Source organism: Pseudomonas sp. SD17-1, from assembly GCF_029201585.1.
GTDB lineage: Bacteria > Pseudomonadota > Gammaproteobacteria > Pseudomonadales > Pseudomonadaceae > Aquipseudomonas > Aquipseudomonas palmensis.
In genome coordinates this window covers 1756956-1783107 of the sequence record NZ_CP104044.1, presented here as the reverse complement: position 1 = coordinate 1783107, position 26152 = coordinate 1756956, and the positions used below count along the sequence as shown (strand labels likewise).

The following is a 26152-nucleotide window of genomic DNA, read 5'->3' as shown; positions in this document are numbered from 1 at the left end:
CCCTCAGCTCGGGCAGGCGAGGTCGCCGTTGTCCAGCCCCTGCTTGTAGTTGCGGCTGAGCAGGCTGGCCTTGCCGTCGTGCCAGGTCAGGGTCAGCACATACAGCGAGTCGAAATCCTCGCCGTCCCAGTCGTCGGTGATGGTGCGTTTTTCGCCCAGCGCCTTGCCGGCCACGGTGTTGATCAGCTCGGGCAGGTAGCCGTGTGACCACGCGGTGTAGACCGTGGCGTTGCGGTACTTGTCCTGCAGCAGCTCGTCGGCCAGGTCGCCGGTGTCGTTGGCGCCGAAGTCGATGTTCACCGGCAGGCCGAGCTTGATCGCGCTCGGGCTGATGGTCATCAGCGGACGGATATAGCTGTAGGCATTGTCGTTGCTGCCCTCCTCCACTTCGCGGCTGGGGTTGGCGGCAAACACGTAGTCGGCGGGGCCGAATTTTTCCGGGAGCAGAGTGGCCAGGTCCAGGGCGCGGTTGAGGCCCTGGCAGTTCAGTTGCCCGAGGCCTTCGCCGGGCTTTTCTGCATGGCGCAGGAAGACCAGGGTCTGGGTGCCGTCCACCGGCTGGGCTCGGCTTTCGAGCGCTTCGAAGGTCAGCAGGGTGGCGCCGACGACCAGCGGAACGGAAAACAGCGCAGGGCGATAACGCCGAAAAAAGGAGGGCAACTTCATGGCACGGGCTCTTTGCGACAAATAGGGTTGAGGCTGACCCGCCTGTGCCACCCCGCAGCCGGGGCTGCGGGGTGATCCCTGTCTGTCGTTCCATCCGTGGAAACGGGCGTGCTTGAGAGTGTCGCAAACCCGTTTGGTTCATCCGTGCCGGCTCTGCCTTGAGCCCGCGCCAGTCTGGCGCAGGGATGTTTCGCGATGATGACGCTCAGATCAGCTTGCGCCGGATCGCTTCTTCAACCGAACTGCGGCTCAGGTGCTCGATGATGGCATCGCCCGAATCGTTGAACGGCACCGCGAAGATCAACAGCAATTGCATCCAGGTGGTGATGGTTTCGCTCTTGCTGACCTTGCCGATGAGTTTGCCTTCACGGTCCTTGTACAGCGTCTCCAGGGTCAGGGTGTTGTCGAAGGTGGACGGGATGATGAACAGCGTCGCACCGGTCAGCGTCGCCGCCAGCACGTTGCCTTGCTCGTTGTTCCTGAGCGTGACGTAGGCGTACACGTCAGAGTCGACCTTCTCGCTGGTCACCCGTGTGAAGCGCTCGCTCTGTTCATAGCTCTGCACCAGGGTCTTTTCGAAACGCATCAGGTTGGCGTTGCTGGCGCGCGGCTGGCCGTTGAACTCGTACAGTGTATTGAAGCGCACATAGGCGGTCTTGTGCGCGGGCGCCGCATCGGCGGCAGGCAGCGGCGGCCAGGCTTCGACCACCGGCAACTGGTGCTGGGAGTAGCTGATGCAGCCGGTCAGGGCCGTGCTGAGGGCCAGCAACAGGGCCATTAGGCAATGACGCATGGTTGAATTCCTTTCAGTGAGTGGCCAATTGCGGGGCAGCCGTCGCGGTGTCGAGCAACCTGGTGATCAGCTGACGCAACTGCACGCCCCCCAGGCTGCCGTTGGCATAGTCGTTGTCGTACAGGCCGACATTGTTGTCGAGCTTGACCTGCTCGGTGACGCGGGTGAGGCGCTTGCCGTCGCGGTCTTCGATCACCAGCTCGCCGGCCAGGTCGTACTTGTCGACATAGATCGGGCCGTTGAACCAGATCCAGAACGTCAGCGTCACCAACGCGCCGGGAACGTAACCGGGGTGCGTGGTGCGCTTGCCCTTGAGCGAGGTGATGGTGAACTTGAGCACTACATCCTGCTCGCCCAGGGTGGCGGGAAATTCCACCAGTTTGGTGAAGTACTCGCCGCGGTCGACGTAGTGGCTGATCTGTGCGGTGAGCTGGCGGCTGATGTTCAGGCGCACGTCATCCTTGAGGTCGGGCGCGGTGATGGCCACGTCGGCGATCTGGGCGCCCCGCTGTGCAGTGTTGTCGGCCACGGTGACCGGTTCGCCGATCGGGCCCACCGGTGTGAAGGAGTAGCAACCGGTAAGGCCGAGGCAGGCCAGGAAAAGAAAACAGAAAGTACGCAGCACGCAAAATGTCCTTGCTTCGGGTGAGAGACAGGCTGTTATCGGCATCAGGGCCAAAGACTGTAATGAGAATGACTCAGCCCTCAATCGTCGCGGGTGAGGACCTCGAGCAGCTCGATCTCGAAGGTGAGGGTCGAATTCGGTGGGATGCTGCCTACGCTACGCGCGTCGTAACCCAGGTGCGCCGGCACGATCAGCTTGCGCTTGCCGCCCACCTGCATGCCCATCAGGCCCTGGTCCCAGCCCTTGATCACGCGGCCGGTGCCGATCACGCACTGGAACGGCTTGCCGCGTTGGTGGGAGGAATCGAATACGCTGCCATCGTCCAGCCAGCCGGTGTACTGGGTGGTGATCAGTGCCCCCTTGACGGCCGCCTTGCCGTCGCCCAACTGGAGGTCGATGATTTGAAGTTCGTTGCTCATGGGTGATCTCTGACGGCTATGGGACGTTTTCTGCCGATGCGTTTTCGCAGCAATGGCCGTGTTTTGCAAGGCTGTGGGGAGCGAACGCGGATCATGAGGTGGCGCTGGCTGTCACCGGCTCGTGCTGGCGCATCGACCAGCACACCCCGCCCACCACCAGCACGATCGCCGCGCTCTCCAGCAGGTTCGGCCCGCTCTGGCGCCAGATGAACGCATACAGCAAGGCAAACAGGGTCTCGAACACGATCAACTGCCCGCTCAGGGTCAGCGGCATGCGCTTGGCTGCCGCATTCCACAACACCCCCGCCAGCCACGAGCCAAACAACGCGCAACCCAGGCTGAACGCCCAGAACAGCTGCCAGCGCTCAGCAGTGGCCTGCACCTGCAACTGCTGCGGCTGCCACACCCACAGCAGCGCCACCAGCACCAGGCTGAACACGCCGGTCACCACCCCGGTGAGCACCGACCACTGATGGCTGTCCAGGTGCCGGCACTGCTTGAGATAGCGGCTGTTGTAGGTGGCGTACCAGGTCCAGCACGCTAGCGCGGCCAGCGCATAGAGCAGCCCGGCGAGCTTGTCCTGCACCGCCCCCGGCTCCACCGCGAAGGTCTGCAGGTTGATGCACAGCATGCCCGCCAGGATCAGCGCCAGCGGCCCGGCCAGGCGCGACAGGGCCACCGCGCCGCTGTCATTGCGCCCGTACAGGGTGATAGTCAGCGGCAGCACACCAACGATCAGCGATGCCGGCGCCACGCCCAGGCGCTGGATCGCCGCCACCAGGCACATGAAGTACAGCAGGTTGCCGATCAGCGCCAGGCGCGCCAGCATCCACACGTCTGCCCGTTCGAGCTGACGCAGCGCCTTGCGCATTGGCAGCAGCAGCGCGAGCGATACCGCCCCCAGCAGGACGAACCGCGCACAGGCCAGCAGCACCGGGCTGAACTCCGGCAGCAGTTGCGGCACCATCAGCACCATGCCCCACATCGCACCGGCCACGCCGGCATACGCCACACCCCGTTTCACTTGCCTGCTCCTCGTTTTTCAGAGCACGCAGGCTAGCCAAATGCAGGCGTCCAGGCAAAAGATCATTCGGCATGCAGGCATTCCCATGGGGAATACCTTTAAAGCGCAAAGCACCGGGTTTACCATCCAGCCATTCCCTGAACCAAAGACACCGCAATGAGCCGCTTCAGCCGTCACCTGCCCCCGCTGGATACCCTGATCGCTTTCGAGGCGGTGGTACGCACCGGCAGCTTCACCCGCGCCGCCGCCGAGCTGTCGCTGACCCAGAGCGCGGTGAGCAAACAGATCAAGCTGCTTGAAGAACACCTGGGTGCGCCGCTGTTCGAACGCCGCGCCCGCGGCATCACCCTGACCGCCGCCGGCAGTGGCTTCAATGCCATCGTCGAGCCGATGCTCGACAGCCTGCTGGCCAACGTATTGCGCCTCAAAAGCGGGCACGGCAGCCGCAATGTCAGCGTGATCTGCACCCATGCGGTGGCACAGTACTGGTTGTTCCCGCGGCTGCTGCGCTTCAACGCACAGCACCCCGAGCTGACAGTGAACATCCATGCCAGCAACGAGATGGATGAACGCGTGGTGGGCAACTATGACTTCGGCGTGCTGTACGGCCATGGCCGCTGGAGTTCACTGCAGGCCGACAAGCTGTTCGATGAATGCATCTACCCCATCGTCAGCACCCAGCGGGCCCTGCCGCCAGCCGATTCGCTGGCGGCGCTGCAGGCCCTGCCGCTGATCCAGCTGGATGCCTCGGCCTGGAACTGTCTGGATTGGCCCGACTGGTTCGCGCACCTGGGGGTGCGCTACAAGGCGCCGGCCGATGCGGTGACATTCAATCAGATCACCCTGGTGTTCGACGCAGTGATGCAGGGCATGGGGGTGGGGTTGGGCTGGGAGTTCATGGCCCGCGAGTGCATCGCCAGCGGGCAGGTGCGGCCGGTGTCGGAGTTCGTCGTGCACACCGGCCAGGCCGACTACCTGGTGCACGACAGGCAGCGCGTGTGCTCGCCGGCGGCCCAGGTGTTCAGGGACTGGTTGCTTGCGCTCAACTGAACTGCGCTTGCACCTCGGCGCCGGTGAGGGTCCGGGTCTGGTTGGCGAAGCAGTAGTAGCCCGGCTTCTGATCGATGTAGATCTGCAGTTCCAGCGCCCAGTCACTCTCGCCATCGAGCACGCCCACCGGCACGGCGTCGAAGCCGCCGGCCTTGAGGCGATAGAACAGGTGGGTGCCGCAGGTGCCGCAGAAGCCGCGCTGGGCCCACTCGGAGGAATCGTAGATGCGCGGGGTGTCGCCGCTGAGCCTGAGGGTCTGGGTGCTGTGCACCACCATCAACGGGCCACCGGACCATTTGCGGCACATGCTGCAATGGCAGGCGCTGACACTGGCGTTGTCGAGGCTGACGCTGAGGTGAATGGCGCCGCACAGGCAGCTGCCGTGTTTTTCCTGGGGTTGGGACATGGTGCAGGGTCCTTGCGGTGAGCGGTAGGGCTGAAGTCTAGCAGCAGTCGGCCCCGGCCCTTTCGCCGGCAAGGCCGGCTCCTACAGCGGATTACGCCGTCACCGGGGTCAACACCGGTTCCCCGGCAAAGAACGCCTGCAGGTTGCGCAGCACCAGCGCCACCGTGTCGCGCGCCGCTTCCGGCGACTGTCCGGCCACATGCGGGGTCAGCACCACGTTGTCCAGCGCCTTGAGTGCCTGCGGCACTTCAGGCTCGGCATCGAACACATCGAGCCCGGCCCCGGCAATACGCCCTTCGCGCAACGCCGCCACCATCGCATCGGTGTCCACCACGCTGGCCCGCGCAATGTTCACCAGAAAACCCTGAGGCCCCAGTGCGTCCAGCACCGCCGCGTCGACCAGGTGGCGCGTACCGGCCCCGCCCGGGGTGGCAACGATCAGAAAGTCCACCGCCCCCGCCAGCGCCAGCGGGCTTTCGCACCAGGTGTAGGGCACGTCGGTGCGTGGCCGGCGGTTGTGGTAGCTGACCTGCATGTCGAAGCCCAGCGCCGCACGCCGGGCAATCGCCAACCCCGTCGCGCCAAGGCCCAGTACCCCGAGGCGCTTGCCGCTCAGCGACGGGCTGATCACACGGTTCCACTGCCCCTGGCGGGTGGTGGCATCGGCACGGGGAATATCGCGCACGATGGCGAACAGCAGCGCCAGGGCATGGTCGGCCACCGCCGTGGCGTTGGCACCGGCGCCATTGGTCACGGTGATGCCACGCGCAGCAGCCGCTGCCAGGTCCACTTCCTCGTAGCCGGCGCCGATGACGCAGATGATTTTCAGATGGGGCAAGGCGGCGATTTCGTCGGCTCGCAAGCCCAGCGGCCCGCGGGTCAGTACCGCATCGATTGCGCCGCCGTGGCGGGCGATGGCCTCGGCACGCAGGGCCGGGGTCTGTGCACGAATCAGCTCGAAGCCGGCCTGTTCGAGCAAGGGCAGGTAGTCATCCACCGTTTCTACCAGCACCAGTACCTTGTGTGTCATGCCGTGCCCCCTGGCCATTCGCAAAAGGGGCATTATGCCGGCTTGGGCTTACTGGGCGAAAGCCCGTCCCAGGCCGCCCGGCACGCCGCTGCTGTCGGTGTCCTGCCAGGGGCCGTCAGGGCTGGTGGCCCAGCTCCAGCCATTGCTGAAGCGGTAGTAGGTGCGTTGGCGGTAGAAGGTGTTGGTCTTGCCTTCGAGCACGTACACCCCGAGTTTCGGGTCCCAGTGGCTGGCGCCACCCGGCGGCGGCGCGAAGCTTGCCGAGGTGCGTGGCATCGGCTTGGGCGTCGGCAGCGTGGCCGGGGTACCTGGCTTGGGCCCCGGCACCGGCTTGATCACCGGCCCGGTCGGCGGCAGGGTTTCGATCGGCGGCACAGTGGGCTCGCTGGGCCGATGCACCGTACACGCACTCAAGCCCACGGCCAGGGCGATCAGGGTGAGGCGTGCGATGCTGTTCATAGTGAGCTCTCTACGGGTCCGGGCTGTCGATGGTCAGGTGCTGCGGCGCCTCGGTGCTGCTGGCCAGCGGGCTGCCACGGCCGATCCACTCGCCCTTGGTCGGCTGGCCGGCACGGGAGACGCGCGCAACCAGTTGGACTTCGGGGAAGCTCGACAGTTTCATGTTCGGCATCATCGCATCGCTGTCGCTGAGCTGAACCTCGATCGGCAGGTCGGCCACGGTCACGCGCTTGGCCGCCAGCGGCATCGGCGGCCCGGAACTGGCGCGGGCAAAGATGAACACGCTGTCATCGGGACGCACCTTGTCCTTGAGCGCCGGCGCCAGCTCGACCCGCACCGTCAGGCGTGCGTTGGTGGCCGGCGCCTGGCCCGCGGCCTTGAGCCGTTCGCCAGCCCGCTCGATGCCGCCCTGCAGCGCGGCACGCGAGGCATCGCCCTCGGGCAGCTGGGCAATCAGACGGTTCCAGTAGTCGATGGCCTGCTGGTAGCGCCCGTCCTCGAACGCGGCGATACCCAGCAGCCCCAGGCTGGTGACTTCCGCCGGATCGGCCTTGAGCGCTTCGTCGGTCAACGCCTGCATCTGCGCTGTCCACTGCTTGCCGTTACCGAAGTACAGCGCCTGCGCCCATTGTCCAAGCAGCTCAGGCTGACGCCCGGCCAGGGCGGCAGCGCGCTCGAAGGCCTTGGCGGCATCGGTGGCGCGTTCCTGGGCCATGTAGGCACGGCCCAGCAGGTACAGGCCTTCGGCCGAGTCTGGCTGGGCCTGCACCGCACGCTCCAGGCGCGAGGTCATCTCCTGCACCGACTGCGGCGCCTGGGCGAACTCGCGGGTCAGCTCGACCTTGTCGCTGGCGCCAAAGTGCAGGTACAGCCCGAGGCCCATCACCGGCACCAGCACCGCGGCCAGCAGCGGCAAGGTCTTGCCCAGGCGCGCACTGCGGTCGGGCTCGGCGTTGTCGGTGTCGGCCAGCAGCTCGCGGGCGGCCTCGTCGCGGCCACGGTCCAGTTGCTCGGCGGTGAGCACCCCGGTCTCGCCCTGGGCCTGCAGTTCGGCCACCCGCTCCTGGTACAGGGCCACGTTCAACGCGGTACGGTCTTCTTCCTGTTGCGCACGACGCACGCGCAACACCGGGATCAGCAGAAAGCTCAGGGCTACCAGTAACAGCAGGCCTGCGGGAAGCCAGAATTCAGTCATGGGTGCGTTCTTTGTCCAGCAGTTTGGCGAGGCGCTCACGCTCCTCGGGGGAAAGGTCGACGGTGCCGCCCGCCGCCTGGGTACGGCGCTTGCGCACGATCAGCGCCAGCATGCCGAAGCCGCCCAGCAGCAGGATGCCCGGGCCGAACCACAGCAGCCAGGTACGCGCCGTCAGGGCCGGCTTGTAGCGCACGAAGTCGCCATAGCGGTCGACCATGAAGTCGATGATCTGCTGGTTGTCCTTGCCTTCGCCGAGCATGCGGAAGATCTCGCGGCGCAGGTCGGCGGCAATCGGTGCGTTGGAGTCGGCGATGTCCTGGTTCTGGCACTTGGGGCAGCGCAGTTCCTTGGTCAGCACGTGGTAACGCTCGCGCTCGGCGTCGTCGGCGAACTGATAGGTGTCGATGGCCGCGTGGGCCACGCCGGCGATGCTCAGGCCCAGCAGCGCGCCTGCCAGCCAGCGCCTCATTGGCCGGCCTCGTCGAGCAGGCCCTGGTACAGCGGCGCCAGTTGCTCGCGCCACACGGTCTGGTCGACCACACCGACGAACTTGTGCCGGATGATGCCCTTGGCGTCGATGATGAAGGTCTCCGGCGCGCCGTACACACCCAGGTCCAGGCCGAGGGTGCCGTGCTCGTCACGGATGCCGATCTGGTAGGGGTTGTGGAACTCGGTCAGCCACTTGATCGCAGCCGCGTTCTCGTCCTTGTAGTTGACCCCGTAGATCACCACGCCCTGCTCGGCCAGCTTGTTCAGCACCGGGTGCTCGACCTTGCACGAAGGGCACCAGGTGGCCCACACGTTGACCAGCGCCGGCTTGCCCAGCAGGTCGTCGCGGGTCAGGGTCCGGTCGCCTTCCACGGTCGGCAGCGAGAACGCCGGGAAGGGTTTGCCGATCATCGCCGAGGGCAGCTCGGACGGGTCCAGGTACAGGCCCCGGTACAGAAACACTGCCACCAGCAGAAACACCGCCAGCGGCAGCACCATGATCCAACGCTTCATGCAGTTGCTCCCGACATGCCCAGTACTTCACGTACCCGGCTTTTCACCTTGACCCGATACCGCTTGTCCATCGCCGCCATCAGGCCGCCCAGGCCGGTCAGCAGGCCGCCCAGCCAGATCCAGCGCACGAACGGCTTGACGTGCACGCGCACGGCCCAGGCGCCGTTGTCCAGCGACTCGCCCAGCGCCACGTACAGGTCGCGGGTAAAACCGGCATCGATGCCGGCCTCGGTCATCACCGACTGCTGCACGGTGTACAGGCGTTTTTCCGGGTGCAGCACGCTGATTTCACGACCGTCCCGCAGCACGCGCACGGTGCCCTTGTCGGAGGTGAAGTTCGGCCCTTCGAAATGCTTGGCGCCTTCGAACACGAACTGGTAGCCGCCCAGTTCCATCGACTCGCCCGGCGCCAGGCGCAGGTCGCGTTCGGCGCTGTTGTTGCTCGACAGCACCACGCCCAGGGCGCATACCGCGATGCCCAGGTGCGCCACGTGCATGCCCCAGTAGCTGCGGCTCAGGCCGCGCATGCCCTTGAGCAGGCCCTTGTGACGGGTCTTGTCGAGCAGGTCGCGCACGCCGGCCAGCAGGATCCACGCCGCCAGGGCGAAGGTGGTCAGTACCTGCCAGTCGAAGTCGTCCACCAGCAGCCCGCCGATGGGTGCCAGCACCACGCTGCCGATCGCCACCGGGGTGAGCATGCTCACCAGCCATTTCGTCGGGGTGTCCTTCCAGCGCACGATCACGCCGACCGCCATCACCACCATCAGCAGGGCCATCAGCGGGATGAACAGCGCATCGAAGTAAGGCGGCCCCACCGACAGCTTGGCCCCGGTCAGTGCATCGAGCACCAGCGGGTACAGGGTGCCCAGCAGGATCATCGAGGCCGCCACCACCAGCACCAGGTTGTTGGCCAGCAGCAGGGTTTCCCGCGACCACAGGGCGAACCCGACCTGGCTCTTGACCACCGGGGCGCGCAAGGCGAACAGGGTCAGCGAACCGCCGACCACGAACAGCAGGAAGATCAGGATGAACACACCGCGCTCGGGGTCGGCGGCAAAGGCGTGCACCGAGGTCAGCACGCCGGAACGTACCAGGAAGGTGCCCAGCAGGCTCAGCGAAAACGCAGCGATCGCCAGCAGCACGGTCCAGCTCTTGAACACGCCGCGCTTCTCGGTGACGGCCAGCGAGTGGATCAGTGCGGTGCCCACCAGCCACGGCATGAACGAGGCGTTTTCGACCGGGTCCCAGAACCACCAGCCACCCCAGCCGAGCTCGTAGTAGGCCCACCACGAGCCCAGGGTGATGCCGATGCCCAGGAACGCCCAGGCCACGATGGTCCAGGGCCGCGACCAGCGTGCCCAGGCCGCGTCCAGGCGCCCGCCGAGCAATGCGGCGATGGCGAAGGCAAAGGCCACCGAGAAGCCCACGTAGCCCATGTAGAGCATCGGCGGGTGCACGATCAGGCCGATGTCCTGCAGCAGGGGGTTGAGGTCGCGACCATCGGCAGGCACCTGCGGCAGCAGACGCTGGAACGGGTTGGAGGTAACGATCAGAAACGACAGGAAGCCCACGCTGATCATGCCCATCACCGCCAGCACCCGGGCCAGCATCACCTGCGGCAACTGGCGCGAGAAGATCGACACGGCGAAGGTCCAGCCGCCCAGGATCAGCGCCCACAGCAGCAGCGAGCCTTCGTGGGCGCCCCACACGGCGCTGAACTTGTAGTACCAGGGCAAGGCGCTGTTGGAGTTGCTGGCCACATACGCCACCGAGAAGTTGTCGGTCATGAAGGCATGGGTCAGGCAGGCGAAGGCAAACGCCAGGAAGGCGAACTGGCCCCACGCCGCCGGGCGTGCCAGGCTCATCCACAGGCTGTCGCCCCGCCAGGCGCCGAGCAGCGGCACGCTGGCCTGAACGCCGGCAAAACAGATGGCCAGGATCATCGCCAACTGGCCCAGCTCGGGAATCATCAGTGCAGCATTCATGGCTTGGCTCCGCCGTCGGTGGACACCTGGCCGCTTTCCTTCAGGGCCTTGGTGACCTCGGGCGGCATGTATTTTTCGTCGTGCTTGGCCAGCACCTCGTCGGCCACCACCACGCCCTCGGCGTTGAGCTTGCCCAGGGCGACGATGCCCTGCCCTTCACGGAACAGGTCGGGCAGGATGCCGCGGTAGGTGATGGGCACCGACTTGTTGAAGTCGGTGACCACGAAACGCACGTCCAGCGAGTCGCCGGAGCGTTGCAGGGAACCGGCCTCGACCATGCCGCCGGCCCGGATGCGGGTATCGAGCGGGGCTTCGCCGTTGGCGATCTGGGTAGGGGTATAGAACAGGTTGATGTTCTGCTGCAGCGCGCTCAGGGCCAGGCCGACGGCGACGCCGACACCCACCAGCAGGCCGAGGATGATGAACAGACGCTTCTTGCGTTGCGGATTCACTTGGACTTCTCCCGGCGCAGGCGGCGCGCTTCTTCTTGCAGATACCGGCGCTTGCTCAGTACGGGCGCGGCAACATTGATGGCCAGCACCAGCAGGCAGATGCCATAGGCCGACCAGACATAGAGGCCGTGATGGCCCATGGCGAGGAAATCATTGAAGCTGGCAAAACTCATCGTGCGGTCTCCCGCCCCAGGTGGCCCAACACTTCATCCTTGACCCAACTGGCGCGTGCCTCGCGCCGCAGCACTTCAAGGCGCATGCGCAACAGCAGCACCGCGCCGAAGAAGCAATAGAACCCCAGCACGGTCAGCAGCAGCGGCAGCCACATCTCGGCAGGCATCGCCGGCTTTTCGGTGAGGGTGAAGGTGGCGCCCTGGTGCAGGGCGTTCCACCACTCCACCGAGTACTTGATGATCGGAATGTTGATCACGCCGACAATCGCCAGTACCGCGCAGGCCTTGGCCGCGCTCTCACGATTGCTGATCGCCTGGCCCAGGGCAATCAGACCGAAGTACAGAAACAGCAGGATCAGCATCGACGTTAGTCGTGCATCCCAAACCCACCAGCTGCCCCAGGTCGGCTTGCCCCAGATGGCACCGGTGCTCAGGGCCACCACGGTCATCCAGGCGCCGATGGGCGCGGCGCATTGCAGTGCCACGTCGGCGATCTTCATCTTCCAGACCAGGCCGACCACACCGGCCACCGCCAGCATCACGTAGCACGACTGCGCCAGCATGGCCGCCGGCACGTGGATGTAGATGATTCGGAAACTGTTGCCCTGCTGGTAGTCCTGCGGGGCGAAGGCCAGGCCCCAGACCACGCCCACGCCGATCAGCAGGATGGCGGCGATGCTCAGCCACGGCAGCATGCGGCCGCTGATGGCATAGAACCATTTGGGTGAACCCAGCTTGTGAAACCACGTCCAGCTTATTGCGCTGCTTTTCATCACGGTACATCCAGGGTCTTTGCTGGGCGGGGCCCAGACCTCATTATTCGCCGACGCTGATCTTCAGGCCAGCCGCTATTGCAAAGGGTGCCAGGGTTACTGCAAGGGCGGTCAGGCTGCCAAGCCAGAGCAGGTAACCGGTCGCCGGCATAGCTTGCAGTGCCGCCTGCAAGGCGCCACTGCCCAGGATCAACACCGGGATATATAACGGCAAAATAAGCAGTGCCAGCAGCAGGCCACCGCGCTTCAAACCCACGGTCAAGGCTGCGCCCACTGCACCCAGCAGGCTCAGTACCGGGGTACCGAGCAGCAGCGAGGCCAGCAGTACCGGCAGGCATTGCACCGGCAAACCGAGCATCAGGGCCAGCAGCGGCGACAACAATACCAGTGCCAGACCGGAAAAGGCCCAGTGTGCCAGCACCTTTGCCAATACCAGAAGCGCCAGGGGGTGCGGCGAAAGGACCCACTGCTCGAGGGATCCGTCCTCGAAATCACTGCGAAACAGCCCGTCCAGCGAGAGCAGAACGGATAAAAGGGCGGCCACCCAGACTAACCCAGGGGACAAGTTTTGCAACAATTGCGTCTCCGGCCCGACCGCCAACGGGAACAACGCGATCACGATCGCGAAGAACACCAATGGGTTGGCAAGCTCGGCCGGACGGCGGCACAGCACCTGCGCTTCTCGGCGCAGCAAATGAACGAACACACTCATGCCGCGTACTGCCCCAGGTTCAGTTCTCGGTAGCCGGACGGCGTCTGCGCCAGCGTGTGGTGGGTGGTCAGCACGACCATGCCGCCGCGCTCGCAATGCGCCGCCAGGTGCGCTTCGAGCTGGGCCACGCCCTGCTTGTCGAGGGCGGTGAAGGGTTCGTCGAGAATCCACAGCGGCGGGCTGTCCAGGTACAGCCGCGCCAGCGCCACGCGGCGCTGCTGGCCGGCCGACAGGGTATGGCAGGCAACATCTTCGAAGCCGCGCAGGCCCACGGCCGCCAGTGCCTGCCAGATCGCCTCGCGGCTGGCAGGCTGATGCAGGGCGCACAGCCAGGCCAGGTTTTCCTCGGCGGTGAGCAGGTCCTTGATGCCGGCCGCATGACCGATCCACAGCAGCATCCTGGCCAGTTCGCTGCCCTGCTCGGCCAAGGGCTTGCCGTCCAGGCGGATTTCACCGCTGGTGGGCCGCATCAACCCGCTGAGCAGGCGCAGCAGGCTGGTCTTGCCGCTGCCATTGGGGCCGCTGATCTGCAGCATGTCACCGGCCGCCAGTTGCAGTTCGAGGTGTTCGAAAAGCATTCGCCAGTCGCGCTCGCAGGCCAGGCCCACAGCTTCGAGTCGAGGGGTCACAGGTTCGCCTTATGGTTCGGTCTCAAGTCGGTCCGGGCCTGGCCGTTATACTGAGCAACAGCTGTACGGCATGGCCGGTCGCATCGGGCACGCCACAGGACGTGCGCACCCGCCAGGAACGGGCGGCATTATACATGGCATGTCCTACTGCAAAGAGGGCTATTTCCACAGGTTGCAACGTGATGACAGGCGAAATCAACAGCCTTGGCCCGCAGGCCCTGGCCAACCCCCAGGCGCGCAGCGCGGCGATGACCGGCGAACTGCTCAAGCTGCTGCAACCCCAGCCTGCCCTGCTCGCCCCGGGCGAGACCGCGCAGGCGCAGGTACTGTCGTTGCGCCAGGTCGGTCAGGACTTCCAGCTGCTGCTGCAACTGACCCAGACCAACGGGCGCCAGACCACCGTGCAGACCAGCGCCAGCCAGCCCCTGCCCCAGGGCAGCGAGCTGACGGTCAGCCAGCCCAATGCCGGCAACCTGAGCATCACCGTGCAGCAGGCCATCGCGCGCAACGTGGCCACCCTCACCCAGCTCGACACCCGCCAGTTGCCGCCGGGCACCCTGCTGCAGGGCAAGGTACTGACCACCCAGGCGCTACCCCAGGCCGCCGGGCAGCCGGCCTTGTTCCGCTCGTTGGTGACCCTGCTCAACACCGCCCAGGCCGGCGCCACCCTGAACATCGACAGCCCTCGGCCACTGGCGCTGGGCAGCCTGCTCAGCGCACGGGTACAGGGTGAACAGTCGATCAGCTTCGTGCCCCTGAGCGGGCGCCAGGAACAACTGGCGATCACCCAGCACCTGAGCGCGCAGCTGAGCCGCCAGGCCTCGCTGCCGGGCCTGCTCGCCAGCCTGCAACAGATGAGCGCCGAGCAGCGCCTGCCGGCCGATGTGCGGGCCAGCGTGAGCACCCTGCTGGCCAGCCTGCCGGACATGGAACAGCTCGGCACGGCCAAGGGCCTGGCCCAGGCCCTGAACAACAGCGGCGCGTTTCTGGAAGCCAAGCTGCTGGCTGGCGCCCCCGCCGCCCTCGCCCCCGACCTCAAGGCCCAGGTGATCCGGCTGGTGGCGCAGTTGCTGCCCGGCCTCCCCGGCAGCACCCAGTTCAACCCGGCCGTGGCTGCCAGCACCCTGGCCCAGGTGCTGCCGGGCATGGTGCGCAACGCCCTGGGCATGCTCGGCCAGGTAAGCCCGCGCCCGGCCCCGGGAAGCTTTCCGCTGCCCTCGCGGCTGCTGCAAAGTGGCGACGAGGAAGGCGACCTGGAACACCTGCTGCGCCTGGCAGCGGCAGCCATTTCACGCCTGCAGAGCCACCAGCTCGCTGGCCTGGAGCAAACCCGCACCACCGCCGACGGCAACCTGCAGACCACCTGGCAACTGGAGATACCGGTGCGCAACGGTCAGGAGTTCATGCCGCTGCAAGTGAAGCTGCAGCGCGAGGAAACCCCCGAGCAGCAGGCCGACCCGGAACGCGAACAGCGCGACCCGCTGGAGATGCTCTGGCGCGTGGAGCTGGCATTCGACCTCAGCCCGCTGGGGCCCTTGCAGGTGCAGGCGCAGATCAGCCAGGGCAACCTGTCCAGCCAGCTGTGGGCGGAGCTGCCGAGCACCGCGCAACTGATCGACAGCCAGCTCGGCAAGCTGCGCGCGCGGTTGGTGGAGCGCGGGCTCAACGTCGGTGAACTGCTGTGCCATCACGGTACGCCGCCACAGGGGCCGCGTACGCATCTGGAACAACGCTGGGTGGATGAAAACGCATGAGCCAGACCCCGCCACGTCAGGCCATTGCCCTGACCTACGACGGCCAGCAGGCCCCGACCTTGAGCGCCAAGGGCGACGACGAGCTGGCCGAGGCGATCCTGGCCATTGCCCGCGAACACGAAGTGCCGATCTACGAAAATGCCGAGTTGGTACGCCTGCTGGCGCGCATGGAGCTGGGCGATCAGATCCCGGAGGCGCTGTACCTGACCATCGCCGAGATCATCGCCTTCGCCTGGCAGCTCAAGGGCCAGGTGCCGGAGGGGTTCGTGGACAACGCCCCGCAGGAGCGCGACATTACCCCGAACCTGTACAGCCTGCCTGCGCCGGACTGACGCCGCGCAGGCCGGGTGCCTTGCATCAGCTGCGGTGCAGTTTGCTCATCAGCTCGGCTTCGGCCTGGGTCAGGCCGCAGGACTGGGTCAGCTCGTCGACGCTGGCGCCCATGCCCACCAGCCGCGCCGCCTGGGCGAACGACAGGCTGTTGGGGTCGCGCTGCTCCAGTTGCATCAGCTTGTCCGGCAACGGCGCCACCACGGCGCGCAGCTCGTGCAACGCGTCGCCCATGCGCACCGTACCGTTCTGGTAATCGTCCACACGCTTGGCCAGGTCCTTGATGCGCTGGTCACGCAGCGCATCGCCCTGAGCCTGCTGCGAGGCCAGCTCGCGCTGGCGCTTGCTGTAGCCGTAGAACAGCCACAGGCTGAGGATCCAGACCAGCGCCAGAAATATGACAGCACCCTCGAGAATCAACTCAGATATTCTCCAGCTCGGACCACTCTTCCTCGGTCATCATCTTGTCCAGCTCGACCAGGATCAGCAGTTCGTTGTTCTTGTTGCACACGCCCTGGATGAACTTGGCCGATTCCTCGTTGCCGACATTCGGCGCGGTCTCGATCTCCGACTGACGCAGGTACACGACCTCGGCCACGCTATCGACCAGGATGCCGACCACCTGCTTGTCCGCCTCGATGATCACGATACGGCTGTTGTCGGAGATTTCGGCAGACATCAGGCCGAAGCGCTGGCGCGTGTCGATCACGGTCACCACATTGCCGCGCAGGTTGATGATGCCCAGCACATAGCTCGGCGCGCCCGGCACCGGAGCGATTTCGGTGTAGCGCAGCACTTCCTGGACCTGCATCACGTTGATGCCGTAGGACTCGTTGTCCAGCTTGAACGTTACCCACTGCAGAATCGGATCGTCGGAACCCTGCGCAGTCATGTTTTTCATTCCCCTAACCCTCAAAAGCCGTTCTCGGCGGTGTACTCAGTGCGGTCGCGGCAGTTGCGACCGATTATTTATGCGTACCGTGCATCTGCTTGACGGCGCCGCTGGCGATCAGCTCGGCCAGCTCGGCGACATCCAGCAGCGCGCACATGTGTTCGATGACCGTACCAGCAAGCCACGGGCGCTGCCCACGCTGGCTGCGCCACTTGATCTCGCTCGGGTCCAGGCGCAGCGAGCGGCTGACCTGATGCACCGCCAGCCCCCACTCGTAGCCCTGTACCGAAATAACGTATTGCAGCCCCTGGCGGAAGTCGTCGCGGTAGCGGTCTGGCATGACCCAGCGCGCCGTGTCGAGCACCTTCAGGTTGCCCGCCTGGCTCGGCAGGATGCCCAGGAACCACTCGGGCTGGCCGAACAGCGGCGTGAGCTCCTGGCCGGCCAGCGAGTAGATCGAGCCCAGGCACACCAGCGGCACCGCCAGGGTCAGCCCGGCCACGTCGAACAGCAGGCATTCGAACGGCTCGGCGGCCCAGGCCGGGCGACCGTCGCCCGTCAACGGCGGCACCGGCTGGTCCGGTGCTGCGGGCAGGTGCACCTGCACCAGCGGCTCGACCGGGGTTGGCACGTCGGCGATGACCGGGGCGACCACCGGGGTCGCCTCCACCACCTTGGCCACCACCGGTGGCGCCATCACCGGCATGACCAGCCGCGTCGGCTCGGCGAATGCCGGCGCCGCGGTCTTGAGCCGGGCGTCACGGGCCTGTTCTTCGAGCACGGCGGCCTGGAACTCGTCGATCGCTTCAGGCGCCGTGACGACCACCGGGGCCGGGGCCACTGCGACGCGTTCGGCCACCGCCAGGGGCAATGGCTGCAGCTCTTCGGTGGCCTCCTGCAACAGGCCGTCCAGGTACGACTGCAAGGCCAGTTGAGGCTTTATGGTGACCTGCTGCGGGCTGTTCATCAGGCCACCTGCGCAACGGCATTCTGCGCCAGCAGATGCTTGAGCAATGCCCGGTAGGCAATCACGCCACGGCTCCTGCCATCGAACTGCGACGGCGTGAGCCCGGCACGGCTGGCGTCGCGCAGGCGCGTATCGACCGGAATGTAGCCCTGCCAGATGGTGTCGGGATAAGCGTCGCGCAGCACCCGCAGGGTGCCCATCGAGGCCTGGGTGCGGCGGTCGAACAGGGTCGGCACGATGTGGTACGGCAAGGCCTGCTTGCGCGAGCGATTGACCATGCTCAGCGTGCTGACCATGCGCTCGAGGCCTTTCACCGCCAGGTATTCGGTCTGCACCGGGATCACCAGTTGCTGGCTGGCAGCCAGCGCATTGACCATCAGAACGCCCAGCAACGGCGGGCTGTCGATGATCGCGTAGTCGAAATCCTGCCACAGCTGCGCCAGACTCTTGGCGATCACCAGGCCCAGGCCACTCTGGCCCGGTGACTGACGCTCGAGCACCGCCAGGGCGGTGCTCGAAGGCAGCAGCGAGATGCGCTCGTCGCTGGTGGGCAGCAACAGCTGGCCCGGCAGCCCTTCGGGCACCGTGCCCTTGTGCAGGAACAGGTCGTAGCTGCTGTGCTCGAGGGTGTCCGGGTTGTGACCGAAGTAGCTGGTCATGGACCCGTGCGGGTCGAGGTCGACCACGACCACACGCTTGCCCGCCTCGGCCAGCAGGCCGGCCAGGGCGATGGATGTGGTGGTCTTGCCGACACCACCTTTTTGATTGGCTACTGCCCAGACTCTCATTGCGCTGCTTCCTCCCGGTCGGGTCGGACCCTGCCGGGATCGATTAAAGGGTCGACGACGGGGAATTGACGGGATTGCGCCCGGCCGTCGGTGCTACGGCTGGCGGTGCAGTTTGTGTGCCAGCACGCTTGAGCGCCGCATCGGGTGTGGCATTGGCGCTGCCGGTACCGGTCAGGCTGCGGCGCACCTCCAGATTGCGCGAGATCACCAGCACCACCCTGCGGTTCTGCGCGCGCCCTTCAGGGCTGGCATTGCTGGCGATGGGCTGGAACTCGCCGTAGCCCACAGAAGCCATGCGTGCCGGGTTGACCCCTTCCATCGCCAGCAGGCGCACGATGCTCGCCGCCCGTGCCGACGACAGCTCCCAGTTGGTCGGGTACTGCGCCGTGCGGATCGGCTGGTCATCGGTGAAACCTTCGACGTGCACCGGGTTGGCGAACGGCTTGATGATGTGCGCCACCTTGTCGATGATGTCGAACGCCTTGTCGCTGGGCATGGCATCGCCACTGCCGAACAACAGGGAGGAATTGAGCTCGATCTCGATCCACAGTTCGTTGCCGCGCACGGTCATCTGGTCGGACTTGATCAGGTCGCCAAAGGCATCGCGCACATCGTCGGCGATGGTCTGCAGCGGGTCGCTGGAGCTTTGCCCCAGGCCCGCATCGACCTGCTCGCTGTCCTTGATCAGCGGTTCGGCCGGCTTGACGCTGAGGGGGCGCTCGTCGCCTATCGGAATCGGCTTCATGCTGCGCTCGGGATCGTTGAACACGCCGATCAGCGCCTGCGAGATGACCTTGTACTTGCCCTCGTTGATCGAGGAAATCGAATACATGACCACGAAGAAGGCGAACAGCAAGGTGATGAAGTCGGCATACGACACCAGCCAGCGTTCGTGGTTTTCATGTTCCTCGGGTTGACGACGACGGGCCATGGCTTACTCCATGAAGCCCTGAAGCTTCAGTTCGATTGAACGTGGGTTCTCGCCTTCGGCAATCGACAGCAAGCCTTCCAGGAGCATTTCGCGATAGCGCGACTGGCGCATGGCCAGGGCCTTGAGCTTGTTGGCGATCGGCAACAGGATCAGGTTGGCACTGGCCACGCCGTAGATGGTGGCCACGAACGCCACCGCGATACCGCTGCCCAGCTGGGTCGGGTCGGCCAGGTTGCCCATCACGTGAATCAGGCCCATCACCGCGCCGATGATGCCGATGGTCGGCGCATAGCCGCCCATGCTCTCGAACACCTTGGCGGCCTGGATGTCGCGGCTTTCCTGGGTGTAGAAATCCACCTCGAGAATGCTGCGGATGGCTTCGGGCTCGGCGCCGTCGACCAGCAGCTGCAGGCCCTTGCGGGCATACGGGTCGGGCTCGGCATCGGCCACGCCCTCAAGGCCCAGCAGGCCTTCCTTGCGTGCGGTGAGGCTCCAGTTGACCACCCGGTCGATACCGCCGGCCAGGTCGACCCGCGGCGGGAAGAGGATCCAGCGCACGATCTGCAGGGCGCGCTTGAACGCGCTCATGGGGGCCTGCAGCAGCGAGGCCGCCAGCGTCCCGCCGATCACGATCAGCGCCGCCGGGCCATTGATCAGCGCCGACAGATGGCCGCCTTCGAGGTAGTTGCCGCCAACGATGGCGACGAACGCCAGGATGATCCCGATAAGGCTCAACACGTCCATCAGATGCACGCCTCTACCAGGTGCCGGCCGATCTCGTCCAGGCCGTACACCGCATCGGCCAGGTTGGCCTTGGCAATGGCCATGGGCATGCCATAGATCACGCAGCTGGCTTCGTCCTGGGCCCACACCTGGCTGCCGCCCTGCTTGAGCAGGCGCGCGCCTTCGCGGCCATCGGCGCCCATGCCGGTCAGCACCACGGCCAGCACCTTGTCGCCATACGACTTGGCCGCCGAACCGAAGGTGATGTCCACGCAGGGCTTGTAGTTGAGGCGTTCGTCACCCGGCAGGATCTTCACCGTGCCGCGCCCGTCGACCATCATCTGCTTGCCGCCCGGTGCCAGCAGGGCCAGGCCGGGGCGCAGCACGTCGCCGTCCTCGGCCTCCTTGACGCTGATGCGGCACAGCTTGTCCAGGCGCTCGGCGAAGGCCTTGGTGAAGGCCGCCGGCATGTGCTGGATCAGCACGATCGGCGCCGGGAAGTTGGCCGGCAGCTGGGTCAGCACGCGCTGCAGCGCCACCGGGCCACCGGTGGAGGTACCGATGGCCAGCAGCTTGTAGGCCTTGCGCTTGGGCGCCGGCGAGCTGGGTGCAGCGGCCCGCGCAGGGGCTTGCGGGGCAACCGGGGCGGCGCGCATGGACGCTGCCGGGACGCTGCTGCCGGCGCTGTGCGACGGTGCAGGCGCTGCGGCCGGTGCCGGGCTGGCATAGCTGCTGAAACGACGGTTGCTGCGCGAAATGGTATGCACCTTTTCGCACAGCATCTGCTTGACCTTCTCGGGGTTGCGCGAGATGTCCTCGAAGTTCTTCGGCAGGTAGTCCACCGCACCGGCGTCCAGTGCGTCGAGGGTGACGCGGGCGCCTTCGTGGGTGAGCGAGGAGAACATAAGTACAGGCGTGGGGCAGCGCTGCATGATATGACGCACGGCGGTGATGCCATCCATCATGGGCATTTCATAGTCCATGGTGATGACGTCGGGCTTGAGCGACAGCGCCTGATCGATCGCTTCCTTGCCGTTGGTCGCGGTACCGACCACCTGGATAGTCGGGTCCGCTGAAAGAATTTCCGAGACACGGCGGCGGAAAAAACCGGAATCATCCACCACCAGGACCTTGACTACCATAAACACTCCATTACGGGGCGCGGCCACCTGGCCACACCACCGGGATCAGATACGCCGAGCGGCGTAACGCTTGAGCATGCTCGGCACGTCGAGGATCAGCGCAATGCGCCCGTCACCGGTAATGGTGGCGCCCGACATGCCCGGGGTGCCCTGCAGCATCTTGCCCAACGGCTTGATGACCACCTCTTCCTGGCCCACCAGCTGGTCGACCACGAAGCCGATGCGCTGGGTACCCACCGACAGGATCACCACGTGGCCTTCACGCTGCTCCTCGTGGGCTGCCGAGCTGACCAGCCAGCGCTTGAGGTAGAACAGCGGCAAGGCCTTGTCACGCACGATCACCACTTCCTGGCCGTCGACCACGTTGGTGCGCGACAGGTCCAGGTGGAAAATCTCGTTGACGTTCACCAGCGGGAAGGCGAAGGCCTGGTTGCCGAGCATCACCATCAGGGTCGGCATGATCGCCAGGGTCAGCGGCACCTTGATGACGATCTTCGAGCCCTGGCCCTTGGTCGAGTAGATGTTGATCGAGCCGTTGAGCTGGGAAATCTTGGTCTTGACCACGTCCATGCCCACGCCGCGACCGGACACGTCGGAGATCTCGGTCTTGGTCGAGAAGCCCGGGGCGAAGATCAGGTTGTAGCAGTCGCTTTCGCTGAGGCGATCGGCGGCGTCCTTGTCCATCACCCCGCGCTTGACCGCAATGGCGCGCAGGACATTGGCATCCATGCCCTTGCCGTCATCGGAGATCGACAGCAGGATGTGGTCGCCTTCCTGTTCGGCAGCGAGGATCACCTTGCCATTGCGCGACTTGCCGGCGGCTTCGCGCTCTTCCGGGGTTTCCACGCCATGGTCGACGGCGTTGCGCACCAAGTGCACCAGCGGGTCGGCCAGGGCCTCGACGAGGTTCTTGTCCAGGTCGGTCTCTTCGCCGACCAGCTCCAGGTTGATCTCTTTCTTGAGCTGGCGGGCCAGGTCGCGCACCAGACGCGGGAAGCGCCCGAAGACCTTCTTGATCGGCTGCATGCGGGTCTTCATCACCGCGGTCTGCAGGTCGGCGGTCACCACGTCCAGGTTCGAGACGGCCTTGGACATGGCTTCATCGCCGCTGTTCAGGCCCAGGCGCACCAGGCGGTTACGCACCAGCACCAGTTCGCCGACCATGTTCATGATCTCGTCCAGGCGCGCGGTGTCGACCCGCACGGTGGTCTCGGCCTCGCTGGCCGGATGCTTGTCGGCAGCGGGAGCCGCCTGACGGGCTGGCGCGGGGGCGGGTGCCTTGGCCGGTGCCGGTGCCGGTGCCGGTGCAGCGGCTGCCGCTGCGGGCTTGGCCGCCGGCTTGGCCGCAACCGTCGCCGCAGCAGCAGGCGCGCTGGCAGCGCCAGCGCCGCTGACGGCGTCGGGCGCGAACTTGCCCTTGCCGTGCAACTCGTCGAGCAGGGCCTCGAATTCGTGTTCGGAAATATGGTCACCCGCCGCTGCGGGTGCGGCAGCGGCCGGTGCGGCGGCCGCTACAGCGCCGGGCAGTGCATCGGCGGCAAAGGTGCCCTTGCCGTGCAACTGGTCCAGCAGTGCTTCGAATTCATCGTCGGTGATGTCACCGCTGGGCGCCGCGTCCGCGCCAGGTGCAGCAGCAGATGCCGCCGCCACGCTGTCGGGGGCGAACTGGCCCTTGCCATGCAACTGGTCCAGCAACGACTCGAACTCGGCGTCGGTGATCTCATCGCTGGCAGCGTCCACGGCCACCGGCTCGGGCGCCTCGGCCTGGGCCTTGGCGGCATTGAGCGAGTCGAGCAACTGCTCGAACTCGCTGTCGGTGATATCACCCCCGCTCGCCTCGGCCTCAGGCTCCGGCTCGGCAACCGCCGCCACCGGCGCAGGCGCCGCAGCTTCGGCACCGGCAGGTTCGGCCAGGCGCGCCAGGGCGGCCAGCAGTTCCGGAGTGGCTGCGGTGATGTCGGTGCGCTCGCGCACCTGGCCGAACATGCTGTTGACGGTGTCCAGGGCTTCCAGGACCACGTCCATCAGTTCGGCGTCCACACGTCGTTCACCCTTGCGCAGGATGTCGAAGACGTTTTCGGCGATGTGGCAGCACTCCACCAGCTCATTGAGCTGGAGGAAGCCGGCGCCCCCTTTTACAGTGTGAAAACCGCGAAAAATTGCATTGAGCAGGTCGGCATCATCCGGGCGGCTTTCCAGCTCGACCAGTTGCTCGGACAGTTGCTCAAGAATTTCGCCGGCTTCTACCAGAAAATCCTGGAGGATTTCTTCATCGGCGCCGAAGCTCATTAAACGTGCTCCCTAAAAACCCAGGCTGGACAGCAGATCGTCGACATCGTCCTGACCGGACACAACGTCTTCACGTTTATCGGCATGAATCTGTGGTCCTTCACCCCGAGTCGGATGTTTTTCTTGATCTTTTTCGGCACGCAGCTGGTCGTGGTCATGCTCGATGCCGGCGAACCGGTCGACCTGACTCGCCATCAACACGAGCTTCAGAAGATTGCTTTCTACTTCGGTGACCAGCGCCGTGACGCGCTTGATCACCTGGCCGGTCAGGTCTTGGTAGTCCTGAGCCAGAAGAATGTCGTTGAGATGGCCGGCGACCTTGCGGTTGCCCTCGGCGCTGTGCGTCAGGAAACTGTCGACGCGCTTGACCAGCTCGCGAAACTCCGGAGCCTCGACTTCGCGGCGCATGAAGCGCTGCCAGTCGCCACTCAGGCTGGCCGCCTCGGCACTGAGGTCATTGAGTACCGGCGTGCTTGCCTCCACCAGGTCCATGGTGCGGTTGGCAGCGCCCTCGGTCAGCTTGACCACGTACGACAGGCGTTCGGTGGCGTCGGTAATCTGCGAGACTTCCTCGGCCTGCGGCATGTGCGGATCGATCTGGAAACTGACGATCGCACTGTGCAGCTCGCGGGTAAGCTTGCCGACCTCCTGGTACAGGCCAAGGTCACGGGTCTGGTTCAGCTGATGGATCAGTTGCACCGCGTCGCCGAACCTGCCTTTTTCAAGGCTGCTGACCAGCTCCTGGGCATGTTTCTTCAGAGTCGACTCGAAGTCGTCCAAAGATGATCTTTTTTGCTCCATAAGCGCCCCCGTGGCGTACCTCAGCTATTGACGCGCTCGAAGATCTTTTCGATCTTTTCTTTCAGCACCTGGGCGGTGAACGGTTTGACCACATAGCCGTTGACGCCCGCCTGGGCGGCTTCGATGATCTGTTCGCGTTTGGCTTCGGCCGTCACCATCAGCACCGGCAGGTGCTTGAGGCGCTCATCCAGACGTACCTTGCGCAGCAGGTCGATACCGGACATGCCGGGCATGTTCCAGTCGGTCACCAGGAAATCGAAGTGACCGCTTTCGAGCATCGGCAACGCGGTGTTGCCGTCGTCGGCTTCCTGGGTATTGGTAAAGCCCAGGTCACGCAACAGGTTCTTGATGATCCGCCGCATCGTCGAAAAATCGTCGACGATGAGGATTTTCATGTCTTTGTTCAATTAGACCTCCAAGCAGTCTTTAACGCGCTCAGCGCTGAACGCGCATTCAATCAATTCGGGCACTACATTTCACGACTGTATGGAACGGCTGCTCAACGCGCCCGCCATTCCCCCAGGCGACCGCGCAAGCGTGCGGCGCACTGGCTGTGCAACTGGCTGACACGCGACTCGCTGACCCCCAGCACCTCGCCGATTTCCTTGAGGTTCAGCTCTTCGTCGTAGTACAGCGCCAGCACCAGGCGCTCGCGCTCGGGCAGGTTGGCGATTGCATCCGCCAGGGCTGCCTGAAAGCGCTCGTCTTCCAGATCGCGCGATGGCTCGAGCTGGGCACTGGCGCCGTCCTCGTGCAGGCCTTCATGTTCGCCGTCCTGCAACAGGTCGTCGAAACTGAACAGGCGACTGCCCAAGGTATCGTTCAAAATCCCGTAATAATCATCGAGACTCAATTGAAGTTCGGCAGCAACCTCGTGATCTTTAGCATCACGACCGGTTTTTGCTTCAATTGCACGAATCGCGTCACTCACCATGCGGGTATTGCGGTGTACCGAACGCGGCGCCCAATCCCCCTTGCGCACCTCGTCGAGCATGGCCCCACGGATGCGGATACCGGCATAGGTCTCGAAACTGGCACCCTTGCTGGAGTCGTACTTGTTGGAGACCTCGAGCAGGCCGATCATGCCGGCCTGGATCAGGTCTTCCACCTGCACACTGGCTGGCAGACGCGCCAGCAGGTGATAGGCAATGCGCTTGACCAAGGGTGCGTACCGCTCGATCAGCTCGTACTGGGCATCACGCGAAGCCTTGCTGTACATCCGATAGCCGCTTGCACTCATAGCACTGGTCCCGCACTGGTCGGTTGCACCAGCCGTTCGACGAAGAACTCCAGATGACCACGCGGGTTGGCAGGCAACGGCCAGCTATCGACCTTCTGAGCAATGGCCTTGAAGGCCAGCGCGCACTTGGAACGCGGAAAGGCTTCGTAGACTGCTCGCTGCTTCTGCACTGCCTTGCGGACACATTCGTCGTAGGGCACAGCACCGACGTATTGTAAGGCGACATCCAGGAAGCGATCCGTGACCTTGGTCAATTTGGCGAACAGATTGCGACCTTCCTGAGGGCTTTGTGCCATGTTGGCCAGCACCCGGAAACGGTTCATGCCGTAATCGCGGTTCAGCAGCTTGATCAGGGCATAGGCGTCAGTGATGGACGTGGGCTCGTCGCACACCACCAGCAGCACTTCCTGGGCCGCGCGCACGAAGCTGACGACCGAATCGCCGATGCCGGCCGCGGTGTCGATGACCAGCACATCGAGGTTGTCGCCGATCTCGCTGAACGCCTGGATCAGCCCGGCATGCTGGGCCGGCGCCAGGTGCACCATGCTCTGGGTGCCGGAGGCCGCAGGCACGATGCGTACCCCGCCAGGCCCCGGCAGCAGCACGTCGCGCAGCTCGCAGCGGCCCTCGATGACATCGGCCAGTGTGCGTTTGGGGGTCAGGCCGAGCAAGACGTCGACGTTGGCCAGGCCCAGGTCGGCGTCCAGCAGCATGACCCGACGGCCAAGCTCAGCCAGCGCCAATGACAAGTTCACTGACACGTTGGTCTTGCCGACGCCACCTTTGCCGCCTGTCACGGCGATCACCTGTACGGGATGCATGCTGCCCATGTTTGTTCTTTACCTTGTCTTACTTAGACCGAGGCCACATGACTGGCTGCGCTTTCAACACCTGAAAAATGC

At 65.2% G+C, this 26152-nt stretch carries 32 protein-coding genes; 3 read left to right on the top strand and 29 right to left on the bottom strand.

Features of this window, described 5'->3' with window-relative positions; genetic code table 11:
- Window positions 1-3: 3 nt before the first annotated feature.
- From N0B28_RS08175 to N0B28_RS08155, 5 genes are all read right to left on the bottom strand, one after another.
- A complete protein-coding gene (locus N0B28_RS08175) occupies window positions 4-666 on the bottom strand; it encodes a hypothetical protein (protein ID WP_058542044.1) in 663 nt (220 codons plus the stop codon).
- Window positions 667-871: 205 nt separating this feature from the next.
- Window positions 872-1459, bottom strand: a complete 588-nt coding sequence (locus tag N0B28_RS08170; RefSeq protein ID WP_043861853.1) for a hypothetical protein — start codon at window positions 1457-1459, stop codon at window positions 872-874.
- 13 nt (window positions 1460-1472) lie between these two features.
- The gene (locus N0B28_RS08165; RefSeq protein WP_078480293.1) at window positions 1473-2081 is read right to left on the bottom strand and encodes a hypothetical protein; all 609 of its coding nucleotides are present in this window, start codon (window positions 2079-2081) and stop codon (window positions 1473-1475) included.
- Between the two features lie 83 nt (window positions 2082-2164).
- Complete coding sequence (locus N0B28_RS08160) at window positions 2165-2503, bottom strand: FKBP-type peptidyl-prolyl cis-trans isomerase (protein ID WP_043861851.1); 339 nt, start codon at window positions 2501-2503, stop codon at window positions 2165-2167.
- 91 nt (window positions 2504-2594) lie between these two features.
- Window positions 2595-3527 (bottom strand): DMT family transporter, encoded by a 933-nt coding sequence (locus N0B28_RS08155; RefSeq protein WP_116053244.1) that lies wholly within the window; start codon window positions 3525-3527, stop codon window positions 2595-2597.
- Window positions 3528-3683: 156 nt separating this feature from the next.
- Between N0B28_RS08155 and N0B28_RS08150 the strand changes: the two genes are divergently transcribed.
- On the top strand, window positions 3684-4577 hold the full coding sequence (locus N0B28_RS08150) for a LysR substrate-binding domain-containing protein (RefSeq protein ID WP_275731365.1): 894 nt from the start codon (window positions 3684-3686) through the stop codon (window positions 4575-4577).
- Here the strand turns inward: N0B28_RS08150 and N0B28_RS08145 are convergent.
- The 12 genes from N0B28_RS08145 to ccmA form a co-directional block, all read right to left on the bottom strand.
- Window positions 4570-4983 carry a GFA family protein gene (locus N0B28_RS08145; RefSeq protein WP_043861848.1) on the bottom strand — a complete coding sequence of 138 codons (414 nt, stop codon included), beginning with the start codon at window positions 4981-4983 and terminating at the stop codon, window positions 4570-4572. The two genes, N0B28_RS08150 and N0B28_RS08145, sit on opposite strands and share 8 nt — an antisense overlap.
- Window positions 4984-5074: 91 nt before the next feature.
- Window positions 5075-6013, bottom strand: a complete 939-nt coding sequence (locus N0B28_RS08140; RefSeq protein WP_088515609.1) for a 2-hydroxyacid dehydrogenase — start codon at window positions 6011-6013, stop codon at window positions 5075-5077.
- A 48-nt stretch (window positions 6014-6061) separates the two neighbouring features.
- Entirely contained in the window at window positions 6062-6472 is a 411-nt protein-coding gene (locus N0B28_RS08135; protein WP_043861846.1) for a hypothetical protein, read from the bottom strand.
- Window positions 6473-6482: 10 nt separating this feature from the next.
- Window positions 6483-7667, bottom strand: a complete 1185-nt coding sequence (gene ccmI, locus N0B28_RS08130; protein ID WP_275731360.1) for a c-type cytochrome biogenesis protein CcmI — start codon at window positions 7665-7667, stop codon at window positions 6483-6485.
- Window positions 7660-8136, bottom strand: coding sequence for a cytochrome c-type biogenesis protein (locus N0B28_RS08125; protein WP_043861844.1), 477 nt, complete (start codon window positions 8134-8136; stop codon window positions 7660-7662). The genes ccmI and N0B28_RS08125 overlap by 8 nt, the downstream gene beginning before the upstream one ends.
- Window positions 8133-8669 carry a DsbE family thiol:disulfide interchange protein gene (locus tag N0B28_RS08120; RefSeq protein WP_043861843.1) on the bottom strand — a complete coding sequence of 179 codons (537 nt, stop codon included), beginning with the start codon at window positions 8667-8669 and terminating at the stop codon, window positions 8133-8135. The genes N0B28_RS08125 and N0B28_RS08120 overlap by 4 nt, the downstream gene beginning before the upstream one ends.
- A complete protein-coding gene (locus N0B28_RS08115) occupies window positions 8666-10639 on the bottom strand; it encodes a heme lyase CcmF/NrfE family subunit (RefSeq protein WP_167400228.1) in 1974 nt (657 codons plus the stop codon). The genes N0B28_RS08120 and N0B28_RS08115 overlap by 4 nt, the downstream gene beginning before the upstream one ends.
- Window positions 10640-10650: 11 nt before the next feature.
- Window positions 10651-11106, bottom strand: a complete 456-nt coding sequence (ccmE, locus tag N0B28_RS08110; protein WP_058542048.1) for a cytochrome c maturation protein CcmE — start codon at window positions 11104-11106, stop codon at window positions 10651-10653.
- On the bottom strand, window positions 11103-11279 hold the full coding sequence (ccmD, locus tag N0B28_RS08105; protein ID WP_043861840.1) for a heme exporter protein CcmD: 177 nt from the start codon (window positions 11277-11279) through the stop codon (window positions 11103-11105). The genes ccmE and ccmD overlap by 4 nt, the downstream gene beginning before the upstream one ends.
- A complete protein-coding gene (locus N0B28_RS08100; RefSeq protein WP_275731354.1) occupies window positions 11276-12052 on the bottom strand; it encodes a heme ABC transporter permease in 777 nt (258 codons plus the stop codon). Before N0B28_RS08100 ends, ccmD begins: the two co-directional genes overlap by 4 nt.
- Before the next feature lie 43 nt (window positions 12053-12095).
- Window positions 12096-12764, bottom strand: coding sequence for a heme exporter protein CcmB (ccmB, locus tag N0B28_RS08095; RefSeq protein ID WP_043861838.1), 669 nt, complete (start codon window positions 12762-12764; stop codon window positions 12096-12098).
- Window positions 12761-13342: a cytochrome c biogenesis heme-transporting ATPase CcmA gene (gene ccmA, locus N0B28_RS08090; protein WP_229590455.1), complete on the bottom strand. Its 582-nt coding sequence runs from the start codon at window positions 13340-13342 to the stop codon at window positions 12761-12763. Before ccmA ends, ccmB begins: the two co-directional genes overlap by 4 nt.
- A gap of 233 nt (window positions 13343-13575) precedes the next feature.
- Between ccmA and N0B28_RS08085 the strand changes: the two genes are divergently transcribed.
- On the top strand, window positions 13576-15147 hold the full coding sequence (locus N0B28_RS08085; protein ID WP_078480273.1) for a flagellar hook-length control protein FliK: 1572 nt from the start codon (window positions 13576-13578) through the stop codon (window positions 15145-15147).
- The gene (locus N0B28_RS08080) at window positions 15144-15479 is read left to right on the top strand and encodes an EscU/YscU/HrcU family type III secretion system export apparatus switch protein (protein ID WP_043861835.1); all 336 of its coding nucleotides are present in this window, start codon (window positions 15144-15146) and stop codon (window positions 15477-15479) included. The genes N0B28_RS08085 and N0B28_RS08080 overlap by 4 nt, the downstream gene beginning before the upstream one ends.
- Before the next feature lie 25 nt (window positions 15480-15504).
- Here the strand turns inward: N0B28_RS08080 and N0B28_RS08075 are convergent, their stop codons facing one another.
- From N0B28_RS08075 to fleN, 12 genes are all read right to left on the bottom strand, one after another.
- Complete coding sequence (locus N0B28_RS08075) at window positions 15505-15897, bottom strand: DUF2802 domain-containing protein (RefSeq protein ID WP_043861834.1); 393 nt, start codon at window positions 15895-15897, stop codon at window positions 15505-15507.
- A gap of 1 nt (window position 15898) precedes the next feature.
- Window positions 15899-16378, bottom strand: coding sequence for a chemotaxis protein CheW (locus tag N0B28_RS08070; protein ID WP_043861833.1), 480 nt, complete (start codon window positions 16376-16378; stop codon window positions 15899-15901).
- A gap of 64 nt (window positions 16379-16442) precedes the next feature.
- Window positions 16443-17336 (bottom strand): chemotaxis protein CheW, encoded by an 894-nt coding sequence (locus N0B28_RS08065; RefSeq protein ID WP_275731348.1) that lies wholly within the window; start codon window positions 17334-17336, stop codon window positions 16443-16445.
- Window positions 17336-18124 carry a ParA family protein gene (locus N0B28_RS08060; RefSeq protein ID WP_078480275.1) on the bottom strand — a complete coding sequence of 263 codons (789 nt, stop codon included), beginning with the start codon at window positions 18122-18124 and terminating at the stop codon, window positions 17336-17338. Before N0B28_RS08060 ends, N0B28_RS08065 begins: the two co-directional genes overlap by 1 nt.
- Window positions 18125-18167: 43 nt before the next feature.
- Window positions 18168-19055: a flagellar motor protein MotD gene (gene motD / locus N0B28_RS08055; RefSeq protein ID WP_043861830.1), complete on the bottom strand. Its 888-nt coding sequence runs from the start codon at window positions 19053-19055 to the stop codon at window positions 18168-18170.
- Window positions 19056-19058: 3 nt separating this feature from the next.
- Window positions 19059-19799 (bottom strand): flagellar motor protein, encoded by a 741-nt coding sequence (locus tag N0B28_RS08050; protein ID WP_043861829.1) that lies wholly within the window; start codon window positions 19797-19799, stop codon window positions 19059-19061.
- A complete protein-coding gene (locus N0B28_RS08045) occupies window positions 19799-20920 on the bottom strand; it encodes a chemotaxis response regulator protein-glutamate methylesterase (protein ID WP_054915622.1) in 1122 nt (373 codons plus the stop codon). The genes N0B28_RS08050 and N0B28_RS08045 overlap by 1 nt, the downstream gene beginning before the upstream one ends.
- Before the next feature lie 45 nt (window positions 20921-20965).
- Window positions 20966-23209: a chemotaxis protein CheA gene (locus N0B28_RS08040; RefSeq protein WP_043861827.1), complete on the bottom strand. Its 2244-nt coding sequence runs from the start codon at window positions 23207-23209 to the stop codon at window positions 20966-20968.
- A gap of 12 nt (window positions 23210-23221) precedes the next feature.
- Window positions 23222-24010 (bottom strand): protein phosphatase CheZ, encoded by a 789-nt coding sequence (locus tag N0B28_RS08035; RefSeq protein WP_043861826.1) that lies wholly within the window; start codon window positions 24008-24010, stop codon window positions 23222-23224.
- 20 nt (window positions 24011-24030) lie between these two features.
- Window positions 24031-24405, bottom strand: coding sequence for a chemotaxis response regulator CheY (locus tag N0B28_RS08030; RefSeq protein ID WP_043861825.1), 375 nt, complete (start codon window positions 24403-24405; stop codon window positions 24031-24033).
- Window positions 24406-24509: 104 nt separating this feature from the next.
- Window positions 24510-25250, bottom strand: coding sequence for an RNA polymerase sigma factor FliA (gene fliA / locus N0B28_RS08025; protein WP_043861824.1), 741 nt, complete (start codon window positions 25248-25250; stop codon window positions 24510-24512).
- On the bottom strand, window positions 25247-26080 hold the full coding sequence (gene fleN, locus N0B28_RS08020) for a flagellar synthesis regulator FleN (protein ID WP_054915624.1): 834 nt from the start codon (window positions 26078-26080) through the stop codon (window positions 25247-25249). The genes fliA and fleN overlap by 4 nt, the downstream gene beginning before the upstream one ends.
- Window positions 26081-26152: the final 72 nt, after the last annotated feature.

Excerpts from the sequence above, each read along its gene's own strand:
- N0B28_RS08175 (WP_058542044.1), bottom strand. The coding sequence starts at position 666 with ATGAAGTTGCCCTCCTTTTTTCGGCGTTATCGCCCTGCGCTGTTTTCC.
- N0B28_RS08170 (WP_043861853.1), bottom strand. The coding sequence starts at position 1,459 with ATGCGTCATTGCCTAATGGCCCTGTTGCTGGCCCTCAGCACGGCCCTG.
- N0B28_RS08160 (WP_043861851.1), bottom strand. The coding sequence starts at position 2,503 with ATGAGCAACGAACTTCAAATCATCGACCTCCAGTTGGGCGACGGCAAG.
- N0B28_RS08150 (WP_275731365.1), top strand. The coding sequence starts at position 3,684 with ATGAGCCGCTTCAGCCGTCACCTGCCCCCGCTGGATACCCTGATCGCT.
- N0B28_RS08145 (WP_043861848.1), bottom strand. The coding sequence starts at position 4,983 with ATGTCCCAACCCCAGGAAAAACACGGCAGCTGCCTGTGCGGCGCCATT.
- N0B28_RS08140 (WP_088515609.1), bottom strand. The coding sequence starts at position 6,013 with ATGACACACAAGGTACTGGTGCTGGTAGAAACGGTGGATGACTACCTG.
- N0B28_RS08135 (WP_043861846.1), bottom strand. The coding sequence starts at position 6,472 with ATGAACAGCATCGCACGCCTCACCCTGATCGCCCTGGCCGTGGGCTTG.
- ccmI (WP_275731360.1), bottom strand. The coding sequence starts at position 7,667 with ATGACTGAATTCTGGCTTCCCGCAGGCCTGCTGTTACTGGTAGCCCTG.
- N0B28_RS08125 (WP_043861844.1), bottom strand. The coding sequence starts at position 8,136 with ATGAGGCGCTGGCTGGCAGGCGCGCTGCTGGGCCTGAGCATCGCCGGC.
- N0B28_RS08120 (WP_043861843.1), bottom strand. The coding sequence starts at position 8,669 with ATGAAGCGTTGGATCATGGTGCTGCCGCTGGCGGTGTTTCTGCTGGTG.
- N0B28_RS08115 (WP_167400228.1), bottom strand. The coding sequence starts at position 10,639 with ATGATTCCCGAGCTGGGCCAGTTGGCGATGATCCTGGCCATCTGTTTT.
- ccmD (WP_043861840.1), bottom strand. The coding sequence starts at position 11,279 with ATGAGTTTTGCCAGCTTCAATGATTTCCTCGCCATGGGCCATCACGGC.
- N0B28_RS08100 (WP_275731354.1), bottom strand. The coding sequence starts at position 12,052 with ATGAAAAGCAGCGCAATAAGCTGGACGTGGTTTCACAAGCTGGGTTCA.
- ccmB (WP_043861838.1), bottom strand. The coding sequence starts at position 12,764 with ATGAGTGTGTTCGTTCATTTGCTGCGCCGAGAAGCGCAGGTGCTGTGC.
- ccmA (WP_229590455.1), bottom strand. The coding sequence starts at position 13,342 with ATGCTTTTCGAACACCTCGAACTGCAACTGGCGGCCGGTGACATGCTG.
- N0B28_RS08085 (WP_078480273.1), top strand. The coding sequence starts at position 13,576 with ATGACAGGCGAAATCAACAGCCTTGGCCCGCAGGCCCTGGCCAACCCC.
- N0B28_RS08080 (WP_043861835.1), top strand. The coding sequence starts at position 15,144 with ATGAGCCAGACCCCGCCACGTCAGGCCATTGCCCTGACCTACGACGGC.
- N0B28_RS08070 (WP_043861833.1), bottom strand. The coding sequence starts at position 16,378 with ATGAAAAACATGACTGCGCAGGGTTCCGACGATCCGATTCTGCAGTGG.
- N0B28_RS08065 (WP_275731348.1), bottom strand. The coding sequence starts at position 17,336 with ATGAACAGCCCGCAGCAGGTCACCATAAAGCCTCAACTGGCCTTGCAG.
- N0B28_RS08060 (WP_078480275.1), bottom strand. The coding sequence starts at position 18,124 with ATGAGAGTCTGGGCAGTAGCCAATCAAAAAGGTGGTGTCGGCAAGACC.
- motD (WP_043861830.1), bottom strand. The coding sequence starts at position 19,055 with ATGGCCCGTCGTCGTCAACCCGAGGAACATGAAAACCACGAACGCTGG.
- N0B28_RS08050 (WP_043861829.1), bottom strand. The coding sequence starts at position 19,799 with ATGGACGTGTTGAGCCTTATCGGGATCATCCTGGCGTTCGTCGCCATC.
- N0B28_RS08045 (WP_054915622.1), bottom strand. The coding sequence starts at position 20,920 with ATGGTAGTCAAGGTCCTGGTGGTGGATGATTCCGGTTTTTTCCGCCGC.
- N0B28_RS08040 (WP_043861827.1), bottom strand. The coding sequence starts at position 23,209 with ATGAGCTTCGGCGCCGATGAAGAAATCCTCCAGGATTTTCTGGTAGAA.
- N0B28_RS08035 (WP_043861826.1), bottom strand. The coding sequence starts at position 24,010 with ATGGAGCAAAAAAGATCATCTTTGGACGACTTCGAGTCGACTCTGAAG.
- N0B28_RS08030 (WP_043861825.1), bottom strand. The coding sequence starts at position 24,405 with ATGAAAATCCTCATCGTCGACGATTTTTCGACGATGCGGCGGATCATC.
- fliA (WP_043861824.1), bottom strand. The coding sequence starts at position 25,250 with ATGAGTGCAAGCGGCTATCGGATGTACAGCAAGGCTTCGCGTGATGCC.
- fleN (WP_054915624.1), bottom strand. The coding sequence starts at position 26,080 with ATGGGCAGCATGCATCCCGTACAGGTGATCGCCGTGACAGGCGGCAAA.